The organism is Thermoanaerobacter wiegelii Rt8.B1, assembly GCF_000147695.2.
Taxonomy (GTDB): Bacteria; Bacillota; Thermoanaerobacteria; order Thermoanaerobacterales; family Thermoanaerobacteraceae; genus Thermoanaerobacter; species Thermoanaerobacter ethanolicus.
On record NC_015958.1, the window covers coordinates 1,259,342 to 1,282,385 of the forward strand.

The 23,044-nt window shown below is 32.5% G+C and carries 22 protein-coding genes and 3 pseudogenes; all 25 read left to right on the plus strand.

What is annotated here, in order from left to right:
- Positions 1-10 precede the first annotated feature (10 nt).
- The 25 genes and pseudogenes from nusB to spoIIAA all read left to right on the plus strand — a co-directional run bounded on the left by nusB (position 11) and on the right by spoIIAA (position 23,036).
- Positions 11-433: a transcription antitermination factor NusB gene (gene nusB, locus THEWI_RS06175; protein ID WP_004396360.1), complete on the plus strand. Its 423-nt coding sequence runs from the start codon at positions 11-13 to the stop codon at positions 431-433.
- Positions 423-1,256 (plus strand): bifunctional 5,10-methylenetetrahydrofolate dehydrogenase/5,10-methenyltetrahydrofolate cyclohydrolase, encoded by an 834-nt coding sequence (locus tag THEWI_RS06180; RefSeq protein ID WP_003869840.1) that lies wholly within the window; start codon positions 423-425, stop codon positions 1,254-1,256. Before nusB ends, THEWI_RS06180 begins: the two co-directional genes overlap by 11 nt.
- Positions 1,237-2,442: an exodeoxyribonuclease VII large subunit gene (gene xseA / locus THEWI_RS06185; protein ID WP_014062813.1), complete on the plus strand. Its 1,206-nt coding sequence runs from the start codon at positions 1,237-1,239 to the stop codon at positions 2,440-2,442. Before THEWI_RS06180 ends, xseA begins: the two co-directional genes overlap by 20 nt.
- Entirely contained in the window at positions 2,435-2,662 is a 228-nt protein-coding gene (gene xseB, locus THEWI_RS06190) for an exodeoxyribonuclease VII small subunit (protein WP_014062814.1), read from the plus strand. Before xseA ends, xseB begins: the two co-directional genes overlap by 8 nt.
- Positions 2,655-3,539: a polyprenyl synthetase family protein gene (locus THEWI_RS06195; RefSeq protein ID WP_014062815.1), complete on the plus strand. Its 885-nt coding sequence runs from the start codon at positions 2,655-2,657 to the stop codon at positions 3,537-3,539. The genes xseB and THEWI_RS06195 overlap by 8 nt, the downstream gene beginning before the upstream one ends.
- Positions 3,540-4,293: 754 nt before the next feature.
- Positions 4,294-4,880: pseudogene (locus THEWI_RS06200) on the plus strand (hypothetical protein).
- 9 nt (positions 4,881-4,889) lie between these two features.
- Positions 4,890-6,752 carry a 1-deoxy-D-xylulose-5-phosphate synthase gene (gene dxs / locus THEWI_RS06205; protein WP_014062817.1) on the plus strand — a complete coding sequence of 621 codons (1,863 nt, stop codon included), beginning with the start codon at positions 4,890-4,892 and terminating at the stop codon, positions 6,750-6,752.
- A 2-nt stretch (positions 6,753-6,754) separates the two neighbouring features.
- The gene (locus THEWI_RS06210) at positions 6,755-7,549 is read left to right on the plus strand and encodes a TlyA family RNA methyltransferase (protein ID WP_003869846.1); all 795 of its coding nucleotides are present in this window, start codon (positions 6,755-6,757) and stop codon (positions 7,547-7,549) included.
- A 49-nt stretch (positions 7,550-7,598) separates the two neighbouring features.
- The gene (locus THEWI_RS06215; RefSeq protein WP_003869847.1) at positions 7,599-8,450 is read left to right on the plus strand and encodes an NAD(+)/NADH kinase; all 852 of its coding nucleotides are present in this window, start codon (positions 7,599-7,601) and stop codon (positions 8,448-8,450) included.
- 24 nt (positions 8,451-8,474) lie between these two features.
- Positions 8,475-8,930, plus strand: a complete 456-nt coding sequence (locus tag THEWI_RS06220; protein ID WP_003871234.1) for an arginine repressor — start codon at positions 8,475-8,477, stop codon at positions 8,928-8,930.
- A 17-nt stretch (positions 8,931-8,947) separates the two neighbouring features.
- Complete coding sequence (gene recN, locus THEWI_RS06225) at positions 8,948-10,648, plus strand: DNA repair protein RecN (RefSeq protein ID WP_014062818.1); 1,701 nt, start codon at positions 8,948-8,950, stop codon at positions 10,646-10,648.
- A 119-nt stretch (positions 10,649-10,767) separates the two neighbouring features.
- Positions 10,768-12,081 carry a SpoIVB peptidase gene (spoIVB, locus tag THEWI_RS06230; RefSeq protein WP_004396343.1) on the plus strand — a complete coding sequence of 438 codons (1,314 nt, stop codon included), beginning with the start codon at positions 10,768-10,770 and terminating at the stop codon, positions 12,079-12,081.
- Positions 12,082-12,166: 85 nt separating this feature from the next.
- Entirely contained in the window at positions 12,167-12,949 is a 783-nt protein-coding gene (gene spo0A / locus THEWI_RS06235; protein ID WP_003871237.1) for a sporulation transcription factor Spo0A, read from the plus strand.
- A 238-nt stretch (positions 12,950-13,187) separates the two neighbouring features.
- Positions 13,188-14,309 (plus strand): putative cytokinetic ring protein SteA, encoded by a 1,122-nt coding sequence (gene steA / locus THEWI_RS06240; protein ID WP_003871238.1) that lies wholly within the window; start codon positions 13,188-13,190, stop codon positions 14,307-14,309.
- Positions 14,310-14,321: 12 nt separating this feature from the next.
- A complete protein-coding gene (locus tag THEWI_RS06245; RefSeq protein ID WP_014062819.1) occupies positions 14,322-15,248 on the plus strand; it encodes a copper transporter in 927 nt (308 codons plus the stop codon).
- A 10-nt stretch (positions 15,249-15,258) separates the two neighbouring features.
- A complete protein-coding gene (locus tag THEWI_RS06250) occupies positions 15,259-15,945 on the plus strand; it encodes a glycosyltransferase family 2 protein (protein ID WP_014062820.1) in 687 nt (228 codons plus the stop codon).
- An 11-nt stretch (positions 15,946-15,956) separates the two neighbouring features.
- Positions 15,957-16,769, plus strand: a complete 813-nt coding sequence (locus THEWI_RS06255) for an MraY family glycosyltransferase (RefSeq protein ID WP_003871241.1) — start codon at positions 15,957-15,959, stop codon at positions 16,767-16,769.
- Between the two features lies 1 nt (position 16,770).
- Positions 16,771-17,847 (plus strand): DUF3866 family protein, encoded by a 1,077-nt coding sequence (locus tag THEWI_RS06260; RefSeq protein WP_014062821.1) that lies wholly within the window; start codon positions 16,771-16,773, stop codon positions 17,845-17,847.
- A 174-nt stretch (positions 17,848-18,021) separates the two neighbouring features.
- The gene (locus THEWI_RS06265; RefSeq protein WP_014062822.1) at positions 18,022-18,561 is read left to right on the plus strand and encodes an NUDIX hydrolase; all 540 of its coding nucleotides are present in this window, start codon (positions 18,022-18,024) and stop codon (positions 18,559-18,561) included.
- Entirely contained in the window at positions 18,558-19,730 is a 1,173-nt protein-coding gene (locus THEWI_RS06270; RefSeq protein WP_014062823.1) for an endonuclease Q family protein, read from the plus strand. Before THEWI_RS06265 ends, THEWI_RS06270 begins: the two co-directional genes overlap by 4 nt.
- A 67-nt stretch (positions 19,731-19,797) precedes the next feature.
- Positions 19,798-20,421 (plus strand): stage II sporulation protein M, encoded by a 624-nt coding sequence (spoIIM, locus tag THEWI_RS06275; protein ID WP_014062824.1) that lies wholly within the window; start codon positions 19,798-19,800, stop codon positions 20,419-20,421.
- A gap of 84 nt (positions 20,422-20,505) precedes the next feature.
- A pseudogene (locus THEWI_RS15780) lies at positions 20,506-20,730 on the plus strand (site-specific integrase); the annotation flags it as partial.
- Between the two features lie 63 nt (positions 20,731-20,793).
- Positions 20,794-21,377 (plus strand): annotated as a pseudogene (locus tag THEWI_RS15260) (tyrosine-type recombinase/integrase).
- 64 nt (positions 21,378-21,441) lie between these two features.
- On the plus strand, positions 21,442-22,587 hold the full coding sequence (locus THEWI_RS06285) for a D-alanyl-D-alanine carboxypeptidase family protein (protein ID WP_014062826.1): 1,146 nt from the start codon (positions 21,442-21,444) through the stop codon (positions 22,585-22,587).
- 113 nt (positions 22,588-22,700) lie between these two features.
- A complete protein-coding gene (gene spoIIAA / locus THEWI_RS06290; RefSeq protein ID WP_014062827.1) occupies positions 22,701-23,036 on the plus strand; it encodes an anti-sigma F factor antagonist in 336 nt (111 codons plus the stop codon).
- The last annotated feature ends 8 nt before the right edge of the window (positions 23,037-23,044 follow it).

Consider the following 23,044-nt stretch of genomic DNA (forward strand, 5'->3'; position numbering starts at 1 on the left):
AGTTGGGACAATGAACAGAACAGAAGCCAGGGAATGGGTTGTAAAAATGCTTTATCAATACGACGTTTCAAGGCTACCTATAAGCAAAATATTTGAGAATTTTTATAAGGAAAACGACCCAGGCGAGCAAAAAGAGTACATAGAAAATACCGTAATAGGGGCTATTGAACATTTAGAGGAAATTGATAAGGAAATAGAAAGATACTCTCAAAATTGGGCTCTTAACCGCATGCCAAAAATAGATTTGGCTATTTTAAGGTGCAGCATTTATGAGATGCAATACGGGAATATTCCTGTAAATATTTCTATAAACGAAGCAGTAGAAATAGCTAAAAAATACAGTACAGAAGATTCTCATGTGTTTATAAACGGTTTGTTGGGAGCGTTTGTAAGGGATAAAGGATTGGAGGAAGGTAAATCAAATGATAATTGATGGTAAGGAGATTTCTAAAAAGATAAGAGAAGAGGTAAAAAGAGAGATAAGGGAGTTTGGTTACAAGCCCAGATTAGCGATTTTGATGGCTGGAAATGATGAGTCTTCAAAAGTTTATGCAAACTCTAAAGTTAAAGCTTGTGAAAATGTGGGGATTGAAGCTGAAATCTATTATTTTTCAGAAAGTGAAGAGTCGAAGTTTTTTGACACCTTAAAGTTTTTAAATGAAGATAAAAATACCCACGGCATAATGATAGAAATGCCTCTTCCTAAAAACTTTAATGCTGAATTGGTATACGATACGCTAAATCCTTATAAAGACGTTGATTGCATATCTAATTATAATATGGGAAGGCTTTTTGCTGGAAAACCTCTTTTTGTTCCTTGTACTCCCAAAGCAATTTTACATATTCTAGAAAGTATTGATACTCAATTTGAGGGAAAACACGCAGTTGTAATAGGCAGAAGCAATATTTTAGGAAAACCTGTAGCTAAGCTTTTATTGGATAAAAATTGTACAGTTACGGTATGCCATTCAAAGACAAAAGATTTGGCTTATTATACTAAACAAGCAGACATTTTAGTGTTGGCAGCCGGAAAAATGAATTTGGTAAAGGGAGATATGATTAAAGAAGGGACAATTCTTATAGATGCAGGTATAAACGTTTACGATGGAAATATATATGGAGACGCGGATTTTGAATCTGTAAAAGACTTGTGTTCTTATGTAACACCAGTTCCAGGAGGAGTTGGGCCTGTGACGACAGCTATGATACTTAAAAACACCCTGGAGGCTTTTAAATATGCAATTAAAAGCACTTAACGTCAGTGAGATAACGGACTATATCAAGAGAATGATGGACAATGATATAATTTTGAGAAATGTCCGAGTAAGAGGAGAAATCTCTAATTTAAAATATCACAGCACTGGAATATATTTTACTTTAAAGGATGAAGTAGCTTCTTTAAAGTGTGTGATGTTTAATGAATATAGTAGACTTTTAAATTTTACTTTGCAGGACGGTATGTCGGTGATTGCTACAGGTAGAATAACAGTTTATGAAAAAAGCGGTACTTATCAGCTTTATGTGCAGTCTATTCAATCGGAGGGTATTGGGGCTTTATACCTTGCTTTTAATAAGCTTAAAGAGAAACTGGAAAAAGAAGGACTTTTTGATTCTGATAAAAAGGAACCTATCCCTAAACATCCTAAAAAAATTGCTGTGGTGACTTCTCCAACAGGGGCTGTAATACGAGATATAATAACAATTTCGAGAAGGAGAAATCCAACAGTAGACATTTTAGTGGTTCCTGTTTTGGTGCAAGGAAGCTCAGCCGCCGATGAAATATGTAATGCTCTTCGAATTTTGAACAAAAGGGAAGACATTGATGTAATTATTTTAGCAAGGGGTGGAGGTTCATTAGAAGAAATTTGGCCTTTCAATGAAGAAAAAGTGGCAAGATGTATTTATGCATCTCGCATACCAGTTGTTTCTGCTGTAGGCCATGAGACAGACTTTACTATTTCTGATTTTGTGGCGGATTTGAGAGCTCCTACCCCTTCTGCAGCTGCTGAAATTGTAGTACCAGACATAAAAGTTTACCAAAGGGAATTGTTTTTATTAAAAACGAAATTATTAACATTGATGACTGCTGAATTAAATCGCAAGAAAAAAGAATTTGAAGGGCTTAATAGGGCTTTGTATCTTAATAGCCCCACTAAGAAAAGTGAAATTTTAAGGCATAAAGTTGAAAATTTAACAGCCTCTTTATACAATGAAATGCTTTCTATATACCAACATAAAAGAAATGATTTTTTAATTTTAGCAGAAAAGTTGAATTCTTTAAGTCCTTTAAAAGTACTTACAAGAGGTTATACAATTGTTTTAGATAAGCAAGAAAAAGTTATTTCTTCTGTGAAAGATATAAAACCTTATGATGAAATAAAAATTTTATTTAAAGATGGCAAAGCTAAAGCGATTGTACAAGAGGTGAAAGAGAATGAATGAGGAATTGACTTTTGAAGAAGAAATGATGAGATTAGAAGAAATTGTAAATACACTAGAAAAAGGAAATTTAAGGTTGGAAGAGTCTTTTAACTTGTTTAAAGAAGGTGTTGAAATTTCTAAGAGATTAGAAAAAAGGTTAAGTGAGGTTGAAGGAAAGATAACCCTTCTCATCAACGAAAATGAAGAAATTGATTTTAAAGAGGAGGAAAAGAATGTTTAAAGAAAAGTTAAGAGAAAAACAACAGCTTGTTGAGAAAGAACTACACAGAATACTTGATATAGATGAAAAACCAGAGATAATTTATGAAGCAATGAGATATAGTGTGTTTGCGGGAGGGAAAAGGTTAAGACCAGTTTTATGCCTTTCTTCTTGTGAGCTTTTAGGAGGAGATATAAAAAAAGCTCTTCCTGTAGCTTGTGCGATTGAACTTATTCATACTTATTCTCTGATTCACGATGACCTTCCAGCAATGGATAATGATGATTTAAGAAGAGGAAAGCCCACGAATCACAAAGTTTATGGGGAAGCTATAGCAATTTTAGCTGGCGATGGGCTTTTAAATTTAGGGTATGAAGTGTTAGTAAGACATGCTTTAGAACATCCTGAAGATTATGAAAGAATATTGAAAGCTACCAATGAAATTGCGACAGCCTCAGGATGTAAAGGAATTATTGGTGGGCAAGTTGTAGATATACTATCCCAGAATACGGAGCTTACTTATGAAGAATTAAAATTTATGCATGAACACAAGACAGGAGCTTTGATAGAAGCCTCTGTTTGCGCAGGAGCTTACATCGCTAGTGCTACAGAAGAAGAGATTCATGCCTTAAGGGAATATGCACGCTTAATAGGTTTTGCTTTTCAAATAAAAGATGATATATTGGATGTAATAGGAGAAGAGGAAAAATTGGGTAAAAAAGTAGGTAGTGATAAAGAAAAAGGCAAGTTTACTTTTGTCAATATTTTTGGATTAGAAAAATCTCAAGAGATGGTTGTAGAGCTTACACAGAATGCTATAAAGATTTTAGATAGGTTTGGAGAAAAAGCAGAGTTTTTAAAAGAGCTTTCCAATTATTTGATTGAAAGAGTAAACTAAAGCTTAAGGGAGTATTGACAATGCTTTTTGAAAGAAATGAGTTTTTTGACAGTTAAATGACTGTAGCAACCTTCTACAGACTTTGTAGAGGTTTGATATTGTCATTTTTATTATGTTATAATTAATATACCTTGAAAAGAAAGGCAAAGTGGTGCAGTATCCTAGTCAGAGGCGCTAATCCCGAAGACGGGCCTAAAAATCCGTCAAGGGCACATCGATGAAGTTCCTGGTGCTGGCTTTCAACGCCCAGTTGGGGGCTGGTGCTGGGAGTTAAGGAGGGGGGGCGATCCACAATGGCATGTGGGCGTTGACCCTTCCTCCGCGGAGACCTACTTGCGTGGCTTTTACAGGCTACGGGGTAGGATGAACCTGTCTCGCGGCCATAAAGCTGCGGACAGTGTAGCCTGCCTTGAGTGATTCGGGTGGATATCAGTTGTAAGCCATAATTCAAAGAGCTCTTGAATTACTGGCTATTGCTGATGAAACCCGAATTGCAAAAGAGGATAGGGGTTAGTCCCTCTGTTGAGGAAAACTCCTAGGCTGCGCCTTGCCGGGCGGCATATTGGGGATTACGGTGCGGACTAAGTGGTAGTCCAGTCTTACCTTTGGCGACAAGGTAAAAGCGGGCTTAAAGGGGAACCGCTGAACGGCGACGTTCAGTGCACGCTTGGGAAATCCTACTGGACCTAAGCCGCAAAGTTTACCCAATATGCTACCACTTTGCCTTTATACATGTAGGAGGTCTTTTTTTATTATGAAAAATAAAAACATAAATACGAATTATAAGTGGATTTTACATATAACTATTATAACCTTTTTTCTTGCCACTATATTAAATTTTTTTCTGATGTTGCATTAAAAGAGAGCAATCTCCTTGTAGCCTTTTGTATTCTTGGTTTTATAGTGTTAATTGGTATAATTTTTGATATAATAGGTACAGCAGTAATTTCAGGCAGAGAAGAACCTTTTCATGCAATGGCGGCTAAAAAAGTATTTGGAGCAAAGGAAGCCATAAAACTTCTTAGAAATGCTAATATTGTGGCTAATTTTTGCAATGACGTAGTAGGAGATATTTCTGGAATTGTTTCTGGTGCTGCTCTGATGGCAATAATTGTAAAATTAGCTTTTGAGGGACCCAAAGGTTCTATTTATACTGCGATTTTAGGAGGTTTATTATCTGCCATTACAATTGGAGGAAAAGCTATTGGTAAAAATATAGGTATAGCTAAAAGCCAGTCTATTGTTTATACAGTTGCTGTAATTTTTGCTTGGATAGAAAAAAACACGGGTATAAAGATTTTGCCCGATTATAAAAATAATAAAAGGAAAAAAAGAAAGTGAGGGTTTTAAATGTTAGAACAAATTAACAGCCCTTATGATTTAAAAAAAATTGACAAAAAGGACTTTCCACTGCTTTGTGAAGAAATACGCCAGTTTTTAATAGAAAAGGTGTCTAAAACAGGTGGGCATTTAGCTTCAAACCTTGGAATTGTTGAACTTACAGTTGCACTTCACTATGTTTTTAATTCACCTGTTGACAAAATAATTTGGGATGTTGGGCATCAATGTTATGTACATAAAATAATTACAGGTAGGAAAGACCAGTTTGATACTTTAAGGAAATTCAATGGCCTTTCTGGTTATACTAAAAGAACGGAAAGTGTGCATGATATATTTGGAGCAGGTCACAGTAGCACCTCTATATCTGCAGCATTGGGTATTGCCAAGGCAAGAGATTTAAAGGGTGAAAAATATTCTGTTGTAGCGGTAATCGGTGATGGAGCTTTGACAGGTGGCATGGCTTTTGAAGCATTAAATAATGCAGGAAGGTCTAAAACAGATTTGATTGTCGTGCTAAATCACAATGAGATGTCTATTTCGGAAAACGTAGGTAGTTTATCTTTGTATTTAAGTAAACTTAGAACTGACCCTACTTACAACAAATTAAAACAAGAGGTTGATAATTTACTCAATATTGTACCTCCAATAGGAAAAAGCCTTCATAAATACATTGAAAGAATTAAGGATTCTGTAAAACAGTTAGTAGTGCCAGGAATGTTTTTTGAAGAGATGGGCTTTACATATTTAGGACCTATTGACGGACATGACGTTGATAGCCTAATAGAGGTTTTAGAAAGAGCAAAGAAAATAAAAGGACCTATTTTAGTACATGTTATCACAAAAAAAGGCAAAGGCTATAAATTTGCAGAAAAATTTCCTGATAAATTTCATTCTGCAGCTCCTTTTGACATACAAACAGGTAAGTTTGTAAATGAGGGGCAGGCGACTTATTCTGATGTATTTGGGAAGACTCTTACTGAAATGGCATTAAAAGATGACAAAATTGTTGCAATAACTGCTGCCATGCCAGAGGGAACAGGGCTTATTCATTTTGCAAAATTGATTCCTGAAAGATTTTTTGATGTAGGAATAGCAGAGCAGCATGCTACTACCTTTGCAGCAGGAATGGCAGTGCAAGGATATAAACCTTATTTTGCAGTGTATTCTATCTTTTTACAAAGAGCTTATGACCAGCTTATACACGATGTATGTATACAAAAATTACCTGTTGTTTTTGCAATTGATAGAGCGGGAATTGTAGGAGAGGATGGAGAAACCCATCAAGGAGTTTTTGACCTATCATATTTGAGGCCTATACCTAATATAGCGATTATGTCTCCTAAAGATGCCAATGAATTAGTTGAAATGGTTAAATTATCAAGAAATCTTGACTTCCCTGTTGCCATAAGGTATCCAAGGGGAAAAGCAGGAGAATTCGATATTACAAGAGAATGCAGTATAGAGTTTGGAAAGGCAGAGTTAATTTCTGAAGGAACAGAAATAGCAATTTTTGCATTAGGAAGAATGGTAGGAAAGGTGTTAGAAGCAAAAGAAATTTTAAAAGCTTCTGATTTGCAACCCTTTATTGTCAATTTGAGATTTGTCAAACCTGTAGATGAAGAGCTGATTTTTGATATCTCAAACAAAGTTAAATTTATTGTTACAGTGGAAGACAATGTCATAGCTGGTGGTGTTGGAAGCGCTATACTCGAGCTTTTAAATTCTAATGGAATATATAAGCCAGTTTTGCGTTTGGGGTTTCCTGATAAATTTATTGAACACGGAGATGTGGAAAACTTGTTTAAAAAATACAATTTAGATGCCGAGTCTATCGCAAATACTATACTACAAAAATATAAGGAAATGAGGTAAATATGGCTTCAAAAAAAGAAAGATTGGATGTTTTGCTTGTTCAAAAAGGTTTTTTCTCCTCAAGAGAAAAAGCAAAAGCTTCTATTATGGCAGGAGAAGTATATGTTGATGGCAAGAGAATTGAAAAAGCTGGAGAGTTTGTCAACATAGATTCTTCAATTGAAGTAAAAACTAATTCTTTACCTTATGTAAGTAGAGGTGGGCTAAAGTTACAAAAAGCGATAGAAACGTTTAATATTAATGTGACTGGCAAGATTGCCTTAGACATTGGAGCTTCCACAGGAGGTTTTACTGACTGCCTTTTAAAACACGGTGCTTTGAAAGTATATGCTGTAGATGTAGGATACGGGCAATTGGATTGGAGTTTAAGAAATGACCCTCGGGTCATAAACATGGAAAAGACTAATATAAGATTTTTAGAGACATTGCCTGAAATAGTGGACATGATCACAATAGACGTTTCTTTTATCTCCCTTGAACTTGTTATACCTTCTGCAGATAAATTTTTAAAACCAGAGGGAGATTTGATAGCTTTAATAAAACCTCAATTTGAAGCAGGGAGAGAAAAAGTAGGTAAAAAAGGCGTCGTGAGAGACCCGGCCGTTCATAGGGAAGTGATTGAAAAAATTGTGACTTTGTTTCAAAAGTTTAACTACGGTATAATAGATATTACCTATTCTCCTATAAAAGGGGCAGAAGGCAATATAGAATATTTAATTTACGGCAAAAAGGGAATTGAAAAGCAACACAATTTTGACATTACGAAAATTGTAAAAGAGGCATTTAAAAATTTGTAGCAGGAAAATTTGTTTTTTTGTAGAATATGATAAATGTGGTGATATTATAATGAAAAAAGTCGGTGTAATTCCAAATATTAATAAAGATAAAGACTTAGAAGTGACAAAATCTGTAGTAAAATGGCTATTGGAGCATGGTTCTGAACCATATCTTAACGAAATAGTTGCGTCTAAAATGGGTTATGATGAATACGGTAGAAAATCTACAGATATATATAGTAAATGCGATTTTATAATTGCTTTAGGTGGAGATGGTACTATTTTAAATGTTGCAAGGCTTTGTGCGCCTTTTGACACGCCTATTTTTGCCGTGAATTTAGGTCATCTTGGATTTCTTACGGAAGTAGATGTAAATGAGGTGTTTGTTTCTTTAGATAAAATATATAAAGGAGAATATACAGTAGAAAAAAGGATGATGCTAGAGGCAAATGTAGTTAAAAATGATATGGAGATTATTAATTTTAGAGCTTTGAATGATATTGTCATTACAAGAGGAGCTTTTTCAAGAATGGCTCGTATAAATACCTATGTCAATAATAACTATGTAGATACTTATTTAGCAGATGGAGTAATAATTGCAACTCCTACTGGTTCAACTGCTTATTCACTTTCAGCAGGAGGTCCTATTGTATATCCTACAGTAGAAGTTATAATAATAACACCTATATGTCCCCATACTTTATATTCAAGGTCTATAATAGTTTCACGAGAGGATGTCCTCAGGTTGGAAATAAGCGAAGAGAATCAAGATTTAATGATAACAACCGACGGACAACAGGGATATAAACTTGATTATAGAGATATAATTTACATTAAAAAAAGCAATGAATATACCAATCTTATAAAAGTAAAAAATACCAATTTTTTTGACTTATTGAGGGACAAACTTACAGAAAGATAAAAAGTAAAAGAGGTGAAGATTACTATGATGAAAATAGCTCGACACGCTAAAATTCTTGAAATAATATCTGAAAAAGAAATTGAAACACAGGAAGAGTTAGCAGCTGAACTTCAAAAACAAGGTATTGATGTGACTCAAGCGACTGTGTCAAGAGATATAAAAGAATTGAGACTGATAAAAGTTTTAACAGAGGATGGAAAAAGATATAAATACGCCCCGATGGGAAAAGTAGATAGCCATATTACAGATAGACTAATGACTTTATTATCTGAGTCTATAGTGAGCGTGGATTATGCTGGAAATATCATAGCTATAAAAACGTTATCAGGCACAGCTCCCGCAGCAGCAGAGGCGATTGATACATTAAATTGGAAAGATATAGTTGGAACTTTAGCAGGTGACAATACCATTTTTGTTTTAGTGAGAAATGAAGAAGCTGTTCAAGAGCTATTGGAGAAATTCAGAAAGTTAGTTAAGTGATTTTTGGGGGTTTTGTTATGCTTTTAGCACTTAGCATCCAAAACGTTGCACTTATTGACAAGGCAGAAATACAATTTGAAGAAGGATTCAATGTATTAACTGGAGAAACAGGAGCAGGGAAATCTATAGTTATAGACTCGGTTTTGCTGCTTTTAGGTAGTCGAGCCAGTAGAGATATAATACGTACTGGTGAAGAAAAAGCTATCGTAGAAGGAATATTTTTTGTGGATTCTAACAAGGATAAAATTGTAGAAATTTTAGAAGAAGTAGGTTTGAGCTTAGAAGAGGATGATACTTTGATAATAAATAGAGAAATTACAAGCAGTGGAAGAAGTTATTGTAGGATAAATGGCAGAATAGTGCCTCTTTCTTTTTTGAGTAAAATAGGTGCTTTCTTGGTAGATATTTTAGGTCAACATGAGCATCAGTTTCTTTTAGACAATACAAAACATCTTTCTATTTTAGATAATTTTGGTGACCAAAAGTTTAAAAGTTTAAAAGAAAAATTTAAAGAGCTGTTAGAAGAATATAGAAAGATACAAAATGAGATTTCAAGTTTTTTTAAAGATGAAAAAGAAAAGAATGAAACAATTGATCTTTTGAAGTATCAAATTGAAGAGATTGAAAAGGCGAATTTGAGCGTAGAAGAGGAAACACAGTTGTTAGAAAAAAGAAATTTGCTTATGAATTTCGAAAAATTATTTACTGCTATGAATTCTAGTTACAAAATTTTGTACGAAGGTAGTGGGAGCTTTTCTGTTTTAGATAATTTACATGTTGTAATAAAAAATTTAGAAACAGCCTTTTCTATAGATGAAAAGCTTAAAGGTTTAAAAGATAAGCTGGAGAATATTCTCTATGAATTAGAGGATTGTGCTTTACAGGTACGGGATTACTTGAATGGCTTAGATTTTAACCAGCAAAGTTTAGAGGAAATAGAAATACGATTAGATCAAATAAATTCCTTGAAAAGAAAATATGGACCTACAATACAGCATATTTTAGAATTTAAAGAAAATAAAAAAAGAGAATTAGAGAATATATTAAATTTTGAAGAAAAGCAAGAAGAATTGAAGCTTAAGCAGCAAAAGTTATGGAAAAAAATTTTAGAAGTTGGTGAAGCATTACATCTCAAAAGGAAGCAAATAGCAGATAACATAGAAAAAAATATAAATCAAATTTTAGTTGAACTTAATATGCCAAATGCTTATTTTAAAGTGAATATAGAAAAAATGGAAGAACCTACTGAAACAGGATTTGATAAAATTGAATTTTTAATTTCTACAAATATAGGAGAGCCTTTAAAACCTTTGTCTAAAATTGCTTCTGGTGGCGAGCTTTCGAGAATTATGCTGGCATTAAAAACTATTCTCGCTTCCGCAGATGGAATTTCCACTTTGATTTTCGACGAAGTTGATACAGGAATAAGCGGGAAAACTGCCCAATTAGTAGCTGAAAAAATGGCATATCTTTCTAAAAAACATCAATTGATTTGTGTGACTCATTTACCTCAAATCGCTTCTATGGCAGATACACATTATCGAATCTCCAAAATTACAAAAAATGAAAGAACTTATATAAATGTGGAAAAACTTGACTATCAAGGTAAAATAAATGAATTAGCTCGTATTATGGGAGGATCACATGTTACTCAGACTACTTTAGAACATTCAAAAGAATTATTAGATATTGCATCTCAATTTAAAAGCAAAATTTAATATTTTAGTTTAATCTCACTTCCTTTTACTATCGGATAATATATTGACAGTATATAAAGCTTTAAAAAAGGTTAAGTTAATTTTAGATTAAAATAAGCTGCAAAAAAGGAAGTGAGAGAATGACAAAAAATACAGTAAAATTGCTACTTTTTATATCCTTAAGCTTTTTTTTAGTATTTGCAAATTATTTTACTCCTATACAAGATATAGCGAAAACTCCCTCAAGTTTTAAATTTTTTCAAGGTGAAAAAGTTAATTATAACTTTAATATACCAATAAAAGTAAGTTTTCAAGCTGATAAAAAAGGTTTTTTAAAAATTAATGAGACAGAAGATAAAAATGTTTTAAATTTGAAAGAACCTATTACTATAGAAGCGGTAAACACTGGCACAGTAAATTTGGATTTTAAGCTCTTTGGAATATTTCCTATAAAGCATATCAGTGTTGACATCGTTCCGACAATAAAAGTAGTACCGGGCGGCCAAGCGATAGGGGTCAAGTTAAATACAAAGGGAGTATTAGTAGTAGGCTATTCAGATATAATGGGGGAGGACGGTAAAATTTATAGTCCTTATAAGCAAGGGAAAATACAGATAGGAGATATAATATTAGAAGTCAACGGCATAGAAATAAAGCAAGCAGAAGACATTACACAAATTGCAAATGAATTACAGGGAAAAGCCTTAAAGTTAAAAATAAATAGAAAAAATAATATCTTTTATACTACGATTTATCCTATAAAGTCAAAAGAGGATAGACAATACAGAATAGGTCTTTGGGTGAGAGACCACACTGCTGGTATAGGTACTTTAACCTTTTATTATCCTACTAGCAAGATGTATGGAGCTTTAGGTCATGCTATAACTGATATAGATACTGGTCACATGTTATCAGTAGAAAATGGAGAGATTATGAATTCTCGAATTACTTCTATTGACCAAGGAAGAAGAAGTAAACCTGGGGAATTAAAAGGGATTTTTTTAGAAGAAGTTGATACAATAGGGAATATATTAAAAAACACTGAATTTGGAATTTACGGGAATATGTATGAAGACTTTAAGAACGATTTGTATGGTGAGATTCCTATAGCATATCAAAGCCAAATAAAAGAAGGGCCAGCTAAAATATTGGCTACCATTGATAATACAGGTATACAGCAATTTGATATTGAAATTATCAAAAAAGCGTATCAAGAAACTCCTAGCCCTAAAAGTATGATAATTAAAATTGTTGACAAGAATTTATTAAAAAAGACTGGAGGCATAATACAGGGTATGAGTGGTAGTCCTATTATACAAGATGGAAAACTGGTAGGAGCAGTTACTCACGTTTTTGTGAATGACCCTACAAAAGGATATGCTGTTTATGCAGAATGGATGATTAATGAAATGAATACTCTACTTAATAATAAGCAGGTTTTTACAAATAACTAAAAATTTTTAAGGGAAAAAGAAGGAAATTCAATTATTATGTAGAATAAATATTATATACTAATATTAGCAATGGGAGGTTAAATAATTGGTTAAGAAGATTAGAGTAGGGATAGCAGATGATAACAAAGAATTTGCTACTATTTTAGCTGAGTATTTATCTACTCAAGAAAATATTGAAGTGGTTGGTGTTGCCAATGACGGCAACCAAGCGATTGAACTCATTAAAAATCAACCGCCAGATTTGTTAATTTTAGATATTATAATGCCATATTTAGATGGCATTGGTGTTTTGGAAAAGATAAATGAAGAACAATTAAAAAAGCCTAAAATTTTAGTCTTATCTGCAGTAGGCCAAGAAAAAATAACTCAACGGGCTATTGCATTAGGGGCAGATTATTATATTTTAAAACCTTTTGATTTAGCTATGTTGTCAAAAAGGATTTCTGAGCTTATGGAGCCTGAATTAGATGTAGTATCAAAGACTGTATTTCCTGTGGTAAAAGCGAAGAAAAATTATGACCTTGAAGCAATGATTACAGAAATTATTCATGAGGTAGGAGTACCAGCTCATATAAAAGGCTATATGTATCTAAGAGATGCTATTTCTCTTGTTATTAGCAATATGGAGTATTTAAATTCTGTAACTAAAATGTTATATCCTAAAATTGCTGAAAAGTACAATACTACTCCTAGCAGAGTAGAAAGAGCTATAAGGCATGCAATAGAAGTTGCTTGGAGCAGGGGCAAAACAGAAGTCTTAAATGAACTTTTTGGATATACTATAAATGACGAAAAAGGTAAGCCGACAAACTCAGAATTCATCGCGCTTATTGCTGATAAATTGAGGTTGGGGATGAAAGCGGGGTAAAAGGGGTAGATACCTGCTTTCTCTTTTTTAACCTCCCATTTCAAAAGGGCAACAAACATAAAATAGGGCGATAAATATTGAATTTTCACGGCGACAAATAAGTTATGTCCTCTGTTTGTTAAAAAAACAAATAGAGGGCATATTTTATGTGATTGACATGTTGACTTTTTATTTCATGTAAAAATTTTTTATGCTATAATAATAAACAATGGGATGTTACTTTATGGAGGAAGCTTGTATGCAAATAACAGGTACAATTAAAATGGATAAAAGAACTAAAAATTTAGTAAAAAGACTAAATTCTGGAGAAATAGCTATAATTGACCATAGAGATATAGATGAAGTGGCTGCTGAATCCTTAGTTGAAAAAAAAGTTTTGGCAGTCATAAATGCTGATAAGTCTATAAGTGGCAGATATCCTAACATGGGGCCTTCTATTTTATGTGAGGCTGGAATTCCAATTATTGACGATGTTGGGAAGGATATTTTTGATTTGTTGAAAGAAAATGACAAAATCACTATAATAGATAATGAAATATATAAAGATGGTGTGTTTATAAAAAGCGGGAAACTTCTTACAAAGGACGTTATAAACTATAAATTGCAAGAAAGTCGCGAAAACATAGGTGTTGAATTAGATAAATTTATTGAAAATACATTGGAATATGCAAAAAAAGAAAAATATTTTATTTTGGGTGGTGTTGAATTACCTAATACTAAAACTCGTTTTAAAAATAGACATGCTCTTGTGGTTGTTAGAGGAAAGGATTACAAAGAAGATTTGTTTACAATAAAACAGTATATTAACGATGTAAAACCGATTTTAATAGGGGTAGATGGAGGGGCAGATGCTCTTTTAGAGTTTGGCCTTGTTCCTGACATAGTCATTGGAGATATGGACAGTGTAAGCGATGAGGCTTTAAAAAAGGCTAAGGAAATTATTGTTCATGCCTATCCCGACGGAAGAGCGCCGGGCTTGGAAAGAGTAACGGCATTAGGCCTTAAAGCAGAAATTTTTAAGGCTCCAGGTACAAGTGAAGATATAGCTATGCTTTTGGCTTTTGAAAAAGGTGCTGACTTAATTGTGGCTGTAGGGACCCATTCCAGCATGATTGATTTTCTGGAAAAAGGGAGAAAAGGAATGTCAAGCACTTTTTTAGTGCGATTAAAAGTAGGAGAAAAATTAATCGATGCCAAAGGAGTAAATAAGCTGTACAGAGAAACTTTTAAAATTTCTTATATATTTAGCATTATACTGGCAGCATTGATTCCTCTTGGAGTAATAGCGTATTTTTCACCACCTATGCAGCAGCTATTGAAACTATTACAACTTAGAATTCGCCTTTTAATCGGATTTTGAGGAGGACTTTCTATGAATATAAATATTAAATACTATGTTTTGACAATTGCTTCTATTTTTATTGCTTTAGGAATTGGAATTTTTATAGGTTTTATGTTAGATGGCCAAAAAGTTTTTTCAGAGCAACAAACTGCAATTATAAACGAGTTAGAACAAAAGTTTAAGGATTTACAAACAGAAAATAATAATTTAAAAAACACTGTTCAAGAGTTAAATAAACAGATAGGGTATTACAATCAATATCATCAAATTATTTTTCCTGAGTTAGTAGCTGATAGATTAACGGGAGTGAAAGTAGCGATTATTGAAACTACAAATGAGTTTATATATTCTGGCATGAGAAATGCTCTTTTAAAGGCAGGAGCTACTATTGAGTCGATTACTGTTATAAAAGACAGTTTTGATACTGGCGATGAATTGGAAGTGCAAAATTTAATAAACTTCCTTTCTAATAAATATGGAGTTACAGTAGACGAAAAGCATTTGAATGAATTTGTAGTTTCAAAATTAGCTAATTCAATTGTAACAGGTCAGGATGTGGACCTTATTAATTATTTAAAGACAAATGGTTATATAGATTTTACAGGGATTCCAGGTAATACAGATTTTGTAATTATAGCTGGAGGAAGTAATAATAAAGATAATAATGTAGCTTCTATAGATATTCCCATTATAAAACAAGTGAAGCTACTTAATGTTCCTATTGTAGGTGTTGAACAAAGTGATACTAAATATTCCTATATTGATGCGTATAAAAAACAGCATATTTCCACAATAGATAATGTGGAGGATATAATAGGGCAGACGTCGCTTATAATGGTAATGGAGGGTAAAGAAGGAAATTATGGAATTAAGCAAAGTGCAATGAGCTTAATGCCAGATTCTTTTATGAATACTGACAATTCTACACATAATTCCTCTGCTAATTCTAAAAAGTGAGGGTAGATAGATGAATAAAAAAGTTAGTGTATTGATACCTGCTTACAATGAAGAAGAAAGAATAATTGATACCATAAAGGGATTAAAAGATGTTGAAGAAGTTGATGAAGTCATCGTAATAAATGATGGCTCAACTGATAGTACTGCTGAAAAGGCAAGAAAAGCAGGAGCTAAAATAGTCAATATGAAGAAAAATGTTGGCAAAGGGACAGCTTTAAAAGAAGGCTTGAAATATGCAAAAAATGATGTGATAGTTTTTTTAGATGCAGATGTAGGTCTTTCGTCACGAGAAGTCAAAAAACTTATATTGCCTGTTCTTGAGGGAGAAGCAGATGTTACAATTGCTAAATTTCCAAAGACAAATGTAAAAGCTGGATTTGGCTTTGTTAAAACTTTAGCCAGAAAAGGAGTAAAATACTTTACAGGAAATGAAATTGAATCTGTCTTGTCAGGTCAAAGGGCTTTTAAAAAAGAGGTTTTAGAGAGTTTAAAAACTTTTTATAAAGGCTTTGGAATAGAAGTTGGTATGACAATAGATATATTAAAGAAAGGGTATAAAATAAAAGAAGTAGAAGTGAATATGACGCACTCTGTTACAGGGAGAAACTTGAAAGGCTTCCTGCACAGAGGTAAGCAGTTTTGGGATATACTAAAAGTATTAATGTATAAGTTGTTTTCAAAGAATATTAAAGAATAGCAGGTGAGATAGTGTTTTGGACTAAAATATTAATTCCTTTAATAATGACAGTTATAACAAAAAAGCTTTTTTATAGCATTATTAACAAGCCTTTGTGTTTGAAGGAAAACTATAAAAAAGTTATGATACCTGTTTGTGGTGGTATTGTATTTGTTCCTGCTTTATTTGTGTCAATTGTACTTCTCAATTTATTTGGAGTTAGAATAGAATATCAAGAGGTAATTTTATTGAGCTTATCACTGATTTCTTTTGTCGGTTTTATAGATGATGTATTAGGAGACAGGAGTGTAAGAGGGCTAAAGGGTCATATAACTATGCTTTTAAAAGGAAAGCCTACTACAGGCAGTTTAAAGGCTTTATCAGGAATTTTAATTGCTTTTTATGTGAGTTTTAATGTTGGAAAAAATAATATAGAGGAATTGATAATAAATACCTTGATAATTGCACTTTTTACGAATTTTTTAAACCTTGTAGACTTGCGACCTGGAAGATGCGGAAAAACTTTTTTGGTTATTTCTTTAATTTTTCTAATAATCGGGAAAACCCATCCCCATTTCTTAGTCTTGCTGACTATGATTCTTTTAGTGTATTTTCCAGAAGATTTAAAAGCAAATGTGATGATGGGGGACACTGGATCAAATGTTTTAGGAATGTCTTTGGGAATAAGCAGTATTCTTATTTTTGATTTATATGGCAGGTTGATAATATTGGCGTTGCTAATTTTATTACATATTTTTACAGAAAAATATTCTTTAACTGCTTTAATCGAAAAAAATAAAGTCTTAAATTACCTCGATATGTTAGGAAGAAAAGGAGAAAGATAATGTGATTAGCGTTTATTTAGCTAAAGTAAGTAAAATTGTTGCACAAAGAGAAGGTATAACTGTTGTGGAAGTTGAGTCAGAGGGAGAAAAGGCGTTAGCTTTAAATTATGACGATATAACTGGTAAAATAGAAGTAGGAGATAAAGTTTATGTAAACCGAACTGCTCGCCTTTTAAATCTTGGGACAGGTGGCTATGACTTTATAGTTGTAAATCTCAAATACTCTGAATACGATGCTGTGGGAAATGGGCATATTATGAAATTGAGATATACGCCTTTTCAGATAAATGTGTTGACTATGGAGGAGCAAAACAGTCCTTATCATACTGCTTTTGAAGAGTTTGAAAGTTTAGAAGATTTACCTGTAATAGTTGGAGAACTTCACAGTATGGTAGCGCCTGTAGCCTTAGTGCTAAAAAGTACAAATCCTAACCTTAAAATTACATATGTGATGACAGATGGAGGATGTCTGCCTATTAGTTTCAGCAATACAGTTTTTGAGCTTAAAAAGAGGGGAATAATAGATAAAACAGTTACAATTGGACATGCTTTTGGAGGAGATTATGAATGTGTAAATATTTATACTGCTTTGATAGGTGCAAAGGAAGTGTTAAAAACAGATGTTGTTATAGTAACGATGGGACCGGGAATAGTAGGCACAGGAACCAAATATGGGTTTTCAGGGGTAGAACAAGCCCATATAATAGATGCTACAAGTAAATTAGGAGGTAAGCCTGTACTTATCCCAAGAATTGGGTTTAATGATAAAAGGCAGAGACATCAAGGGATTAGTCACCATACTATAACTGTTTTAGAGCTGTGTAACAGTTCATGTGTTTTGACTTTTCCTACAATGGAAAGAGAAAAAGAGAAGATAATAAAAGAACAAATAATTTCGAATCCAGTATTTTCGCGATTTACAATAGAATTTGTGGAGTCTTCCATTACTAAAAGATATATAGAAGAATCTGGGCTTAAATTGACAACAATGGGAAGAAATTATGAAAGTGAGCCAGACTTTTTTAATGCTTGTGGAGCTGCAGCCCTTTATGTGTCTTTTAAATTAGTGCGAAACTGATTTGATTACTTCTCCTAAAGTTTTGTATTTTTTATTTAGTTCCTTTAATAAAAATAATAGGGTGGAAAATTTTCCAGCATAATAAAGAGTGTTTCCCACTATAATCATTTTTCTCACCTCATTTCTATAGTATGTATTTATTGCTAAAATTATACATAGAAAGGAAGATGAATTTTGGAACAAAAAGAAGTTACAGTTAACACCAACAAGATTTTTGAAGGGAAAATAATAAATTTAAGAGTAGAAGAGGTAAAACTGCCTAATGGAAAAGTTACTACGCGAGAAATAGTTGAGCATCCTGGCGGTGTATCCATAGTAGCAGTTAATGAAGAAGGAAAGATTTTATTAGTCAAACAGTATAGAAAACCTGCAGAGGAGTCTTTATTAGAAATACCGGCAGGAAAATTAGAAAAGGGTGAAGACCCTTTGATTTGTGCTAAAAGAGAGTTATTAGAAGAGACAGGTTATGAAGCAAGTTTTATAAAGCATTTGATTACTTTTTATACTACTCCCGGTTTTTCTAATGAAAAAATGTATTTGTATTTTGCAAAAGATTTAAAAAAATACACTGCTCAACCTGATGAGGACGAATTTTTAGAATTATATGAATATACTCCAGAGGAATTGTGGGAAATGATTTTACAAAATCAAATAAAAGATTCTAAAACGATAATTGGAATTTTATATTATTTAAAAATGAGGAGTAGCTTATGAGATTTTACGGAGATTTGCATGTTCATGTTGCAAGGAGTATAAAAGGAGTTCCTGTAAAAATTGCGGCCTCAAAAAATTTAACTGTTTTAAATATATTAGAAAAAAGTATATTAAAGGGAATTGATATAGTTGGCATTGTAGATGGCGCTTCTCCGCTTATTTTGGAGGAGCTAAAAGAATATATACAAGAAGGAATATTATTCTCCCTTGAAGAAGGAGGGCTTAGGTATAAAAATAAAGTTACTTTGATTTTAGGCAGTGAAATAGAAATTGGCAAAGAGGAAAAGGGTTCTCCTCATTTAACTTGTTATTTTAGAGATATTGAGAGTATTTCTTTGTTTTCTCAAGAAATTTCTAAATACATTAAAAATATAAATCTAAGCTCTCAACGAGTAAATCTTACAAGTGTGCAAGTTGTTGAAATCGCAGAAAAATACAGCGGGGTTGTGATTCCCGCCCATGTTTTTACTCCCTTTAAAAGTTATTATGGCAGTTCTACTGATAAGCTTAAATATGTCTTTAAAGATTTTTATCAATATATTTATGGAGTAGAGTTAGGCCTTAGCGCGGACTCTGATATGGCTGATCAGATTGAGGAGTTACAAAATAAAACTTTTCTTTCCAATTCAGATGCCCATTCTTTAGAAAAAATAGGCAGAGAGTTTAATGTTTTTGATATAAAAGAGGCAAATTTTGAGGAGATTTTGTTGGCTATAAAAAGAGAAAAGGGAAGAGAAATTGCAAAAAATTATGGCTTAAATCCTAAATTAGGGAAATACCACAGAACTTTTTGCTTGGATTGTGGCTATATTGCGAAGGAAGGACCTCCTGTAAAAAAATGCTTAAAATGTGGAAGTTCAAATATAGTTTTAGGTGTAAAGGACAGAATAGAGGAAATTAAAGATTATGATACAAAACATCCTCCTTTTAGACCTTTATATGTCTATCAAATTCCCTTAGAATTTATTCCTAATATTGGAGGTAAGACTATCGAAAAATTGGTGAATTACTTTGGAAGTGAATTGTATGCTTTGCATCATGTACCTTATGAAGAATTAGAGAAAGTGATAGGAACTTCAAAGGCATTAAATATTTTGAGAGGAAGAGAAGGGAAATTGGATGTTTCAGCGGGAGGAGGAGGAATATACGGCAAAGTTACTATAACTTAAAAGGAATATTGTCCCCTTTTGAATCATAAATTTAAATTAGCTTTATAAAAAATAGGGGGCAATATTCTTGAAGTTTTTAAAAGGAAATCTTTATTTGCATATTAAAAATAATTTTTTATTGTATGTGTTGGCTGTAATGTCTTTAATGATAGGAATAGCAGCAGGATCTTTTACTGTTAATAACCTCACTGACATACAGATGGAGCAAATAATAGGATATATTTCGAAATTTTATCAAATTGCAAAATCTGTAGACTTAAATTCTACTCAAATTTTTAAACAGTCGCTTTTAAATAATTTTGTTACTGTTTTTGCTTTATGGATTTTAGGGGCTACAATTATAGGGATTCCTTTTATATTTTTGCTTGTGGGGATAAGAGGTTTTATTTTAGGATTTTCTATTGGAGTTTTGATAAAAGAATTTGAAACAAAAGGGATACTACTCGTATTGATGGGAATTTTGCCTCAAAATATTTTTGTCTTATTAGGAATCTTGTTTATATCTGTAACGGCTATTAATTTTTCTTTATATCTTTTGAAAAATCGCAAATTTTATTTAGAAGAATTAGTATCACAATTCGTATCTTATACTTTTATGGTATATGCAGGGTTTTTAGTTATATTAATAGGCTGCTTGATAGAATCTTATCTTTCACCTTATATATTACTTTTGCCGATTTTTTCACCATAAAAGAAGGAAAATGACGATTTATGTTGAATATTTATAATTAAATGGATTTATTATAAAAATTCAAGAATTGTAGGGGTAAAGAATATGTTAAATAATGCGGTTGGGGAGTTTTTGGATTTTTTAAAAAAGAACAAAAAACTGTCAAAAAACACTCTTGAATCTTATAACAGAGACATAAACCAGTTTTTGAATTATCTTGAAGAAATCGGAATAAACTGTTATAATGTCAAAAAATCAACAATATTAAATTATCTTTATTATTTGAAGAAAAAAGGCAAATCGCAAGCAACTGTTTCTCGAAATCTTTCTTCTCTTAAAGCCTTTTATCATTATCTATTTATGAAAAAGAAAATAGAAGAAGACCCAACATACATGATTAATACCCCGAAAGTAGAAAAAAAGCAGCCTACTACTTTAACAGTTGAACAGGTAGATATGTTACTTTCACTAGATTTTGGTGATGATGAAAAAGGACTTAGAGATAAAGCTCTTATTGAATTACTTTATGCTACAGGACTTAAAGTCTCCGAAGTTATTTCTTTAAAATTAGAAGATGTGAATCTCTCTTATGGCTATGTAGTTATTCGCTCTAATAAAGAAAGAGTTATTCCAATAGGCTCTCATGCAATTGAGGCCTTAAAAAATTACATTGAAAAAGGAAGAAAAGCAAAAAATGGAGAAAATACTCTTTTTTAAATTTGCGAGGGCAAAAACTTACAAGACAAGGATGTTGGAAAATAATAAGAGAATACACTGATAAAATTAATCCTGGCTTTCCTGTTACTCCAAATACGCTAAGACAATCTTTTGCGCAGCATATGCTTCAAAATGGTGCAGATATTCGAGCTGTTCAAGAAATGTTAGGTTATCAAACAGATTTAAATACAAATTTACTTTCTTTAATTTCAAAATCAAAAATAAAAGAAGTTTATAATAAATTTCACCCTCGTGCTTAAAAATATAAAAAGTATAATATTCACCCTCCAGCGCAAAATAAATAGTGATGAGGAGGGTGATTTTATGTTTAAAAGGCTTTTAACATTATTAGTGAGTGTGATACTAGCTATTTCTTTTGTCTTAAATGGCACAGTATATGCTGATACTTTAAATTTAAAGTCAAAATCTGCTATTTTGATAGAGGCTAATACTGGACAAATTCTTTATGAAAAAGATAGCCATAATCCCTTGCCGCCTGCCAGTGTTACCAAAGTAATGACTCTTTTACTGGCGATTGAAGCAATAGATTCTGGTAAAATTAAAATAACAGATAAAGTTGTCACAAGTAAACATGCCTTTGATATGGGAGGTACACAAATATATTTAGAAGTAGGAGAGGAAATGACAGTAGATGATTTAATGAAGGCTATAGCGATGAATTCGGCAAATGATGCTTCTGTTGCTTTAGCTGAGTATATTGCGGGTACAGAGGAAAATTTTGTTGAAATGATGAATAAAAGGGCTAAGGAATTGGGAGCAAAAAATACTACTTTTAAAAATGCAACTGGACTACCTGAGGAAGGGCACTTGACAAGCGTATATGATATTGCAATGATTTCAAGGGAATTAGTAAAGCACGAGAGCATATTTAAATATCTAACCAATAAATTAGATTCTTTAAGAAATGGGAAATTTAGTCTCATAAATACTAATAAATTATTATGGCGCTATAAAGGAGCAGATGGTATTAAAACAGGATCTACTTCGGAAGCACTTTATTGTATGGCAGCAACAGCTAAAAGGGGAGATACAAGGCTAATAGCGGTGGTATTTGGAGCACCTGATTCTGAGACGAGGTTTAGTGAAGCGGCTAAGTTATTAGATTACGGATTTGCTAATTATGAAAGTGTAAAAGTAGCTTCAAAGGGGCAAAGTTTTGGCAATGTCAAAGTTTTTAAAGGAAAAAAGCAGGCTGTTAGTGTTGTGTGCCGCGATGATGAGTATATACTGATTAAAAAAGGAGAAGGTAAAAATATAAAAACAGAGGTGGAGCTAAAGAATGCTGTATTAGCTCCTCTGGCCAAAGAGGTCCCAATAGGCACTGTAAAAATAACACAGGATGGCAAGATTATAAAGACATTTAACATATATCCTCAGGAAGTAGTAGAAAAAGCGAACTTTTTTGAAAATCTCAATAAAGTTTTTATTGGATGGCTAAGATATCAGTAGTTTACTTAAGCACTAAACAGATGTTTAGTGCTTTTTATATTTTTTAGAAAAATATCACAAAAAAGGAGGAATTTTAAAATTTACATCGAATATAATAGGGGGAGGTTGATAAAATGAGAGTAAAATTTGCAAAAAAAGGGGATGCTTTGATAGTAAAAATTGAAGGTGAGTTAGACCATCATGTGGCGGAGAGCATAAAAAGTGTTATTGATGACGAGTATAAAAAAAAGTCGTGTAAAAATTTAATTTTTGATTTTAAAAATGTAAATTTTATGGATAGTTCAGGAATTGGCGTTATAATAGGAAGATATAAAAAAATCAAAGAGAATAATGGTAAGGTAGCTATAGTAAATGCCAATAAGCAATTACATAAAATTATTGAAGTTTCTGGATTGTTGCGTATAATTAAATGTTATAATGACATTGAAGAAGCCTTAAAGGAAATATAGAAGGGGGA

Excerpts from the sequence above, each read along its gene's own strand:
- nusB (WP_004396360.1), top strand. The coding sequence starts at position 11 with ATGAACAGAACAGAAGCCAGGGAATGGGTTGTAAAAATGCTTTATCAA.
- THEWI_RS06180 (WP_003869840.1), top strand. The coding sequence starts at position 423 with ATGATAATTGATGGTAAGGAGATTTCTAAAAAGATAAGAGAAGAGGTA.
- xseA (WP_014062813.1), top strand. The coding sequence starts at position 1,237 with ATGCAATTAAAAGCACTTAACGTCAGTGAGATAACGGACTATATCAAG.
- xseB (WP_014062814.1), top strand. The coding sequence starts at position 2,435 with ATGAATGAGGAATTGACTTTTGAAGAAGAAATGATGAGATTAGAAGAA.
- THEWI_RS06195 (WP_014062815.1), top strand. The coding sequence starts at position 2,655 with ATGTTTAAAGAAAAGTTAAGAGAAAAACAACAGCTTGTTGAGAAAGAA.
- dxs (WP_014062817.1), top strand. The coding sequence starts at position 4,890 with ATGTTAGAACAAATTAACAGCCCTTATGATTTAAAAAAAATTGACAAA.
- THEWI_RS06210 (WP_003869846.1), top strand. The coding sequence starts at position 6,755 with ATGGCTTCAAAAAAAGAAAGATTGGATGTTTTGCTTGTTCAAAAAGGT.
- THEWI_RS06215 (WP_003869847.1), top strand. The coding sequence starts at position 7,599 with ATGAAAAAAGTCGGTGTAATTCCAAATATTAATAAAGATAAAGACTTA.
- THEWI_RS06220 (WP_003871234.1), top strand. The coding sequence starts at position 8,475 with ATGATGAAAATAGCTCGACACGCTAAAATTCTTGAAATAATATCTGAA.
- recN (WP_014062818.1), top strand. The coding sequence starts at position 8,948 with ATGCTTTTAGCACTTAGCATCCAAAACGTTGCACTTATTGACAAGGCA.
- spoIVB (WP_004396343.1), top strand. The coding sequence starts at position 10,768 with ATGACAAAAAATACAGTAAAATTGCTACTTTTTATATCCTTAAGCTTT.
- steA (WP_003871238.1), top strand. The coding sequence starts at position 13,188 with ATGCAAATAACAGGTACAATTAAAATGGATAAAAGAACTAAAAATTTA.
- THEWI_RS06245 (WP_014062819.1), top strand. The coding sequence starts at position 14,322 with ATGAATATAAATATTAAATACTATGTTTTGACAATTGCTTCTATTTTT.
- THEWI_RS06250 (WP_014062820.1), top strand. The coding sequence starts at position 15,259 with ATGAATAAAAAAGTTAGTGTATTGATACCTGCTTACAATGAAGAAGAA.
- THEWI_RS06270 (WP_014062823.1), top strand. The coding sequence starts at position 18,558 with ATGAGATTTTACGGAGATTTGCATGTTCATGTTGCAAGGAGTATAAAA.
- THEWI_RS06285 (WP_014062826.1), top strand. The coding sequence starts at position 21,442 with ATGTTTAAAAGGCTTTTAACATTATTAGTGAGTGTGATACTAGCTATT.
- spoIIAA (WP_014062827.1), top strand. The coding sequence starts at position 22,701 with ATGAGAGTAAAATTTGCAAAAAAAGGGGATGCTTTGATAGTAAAAATT.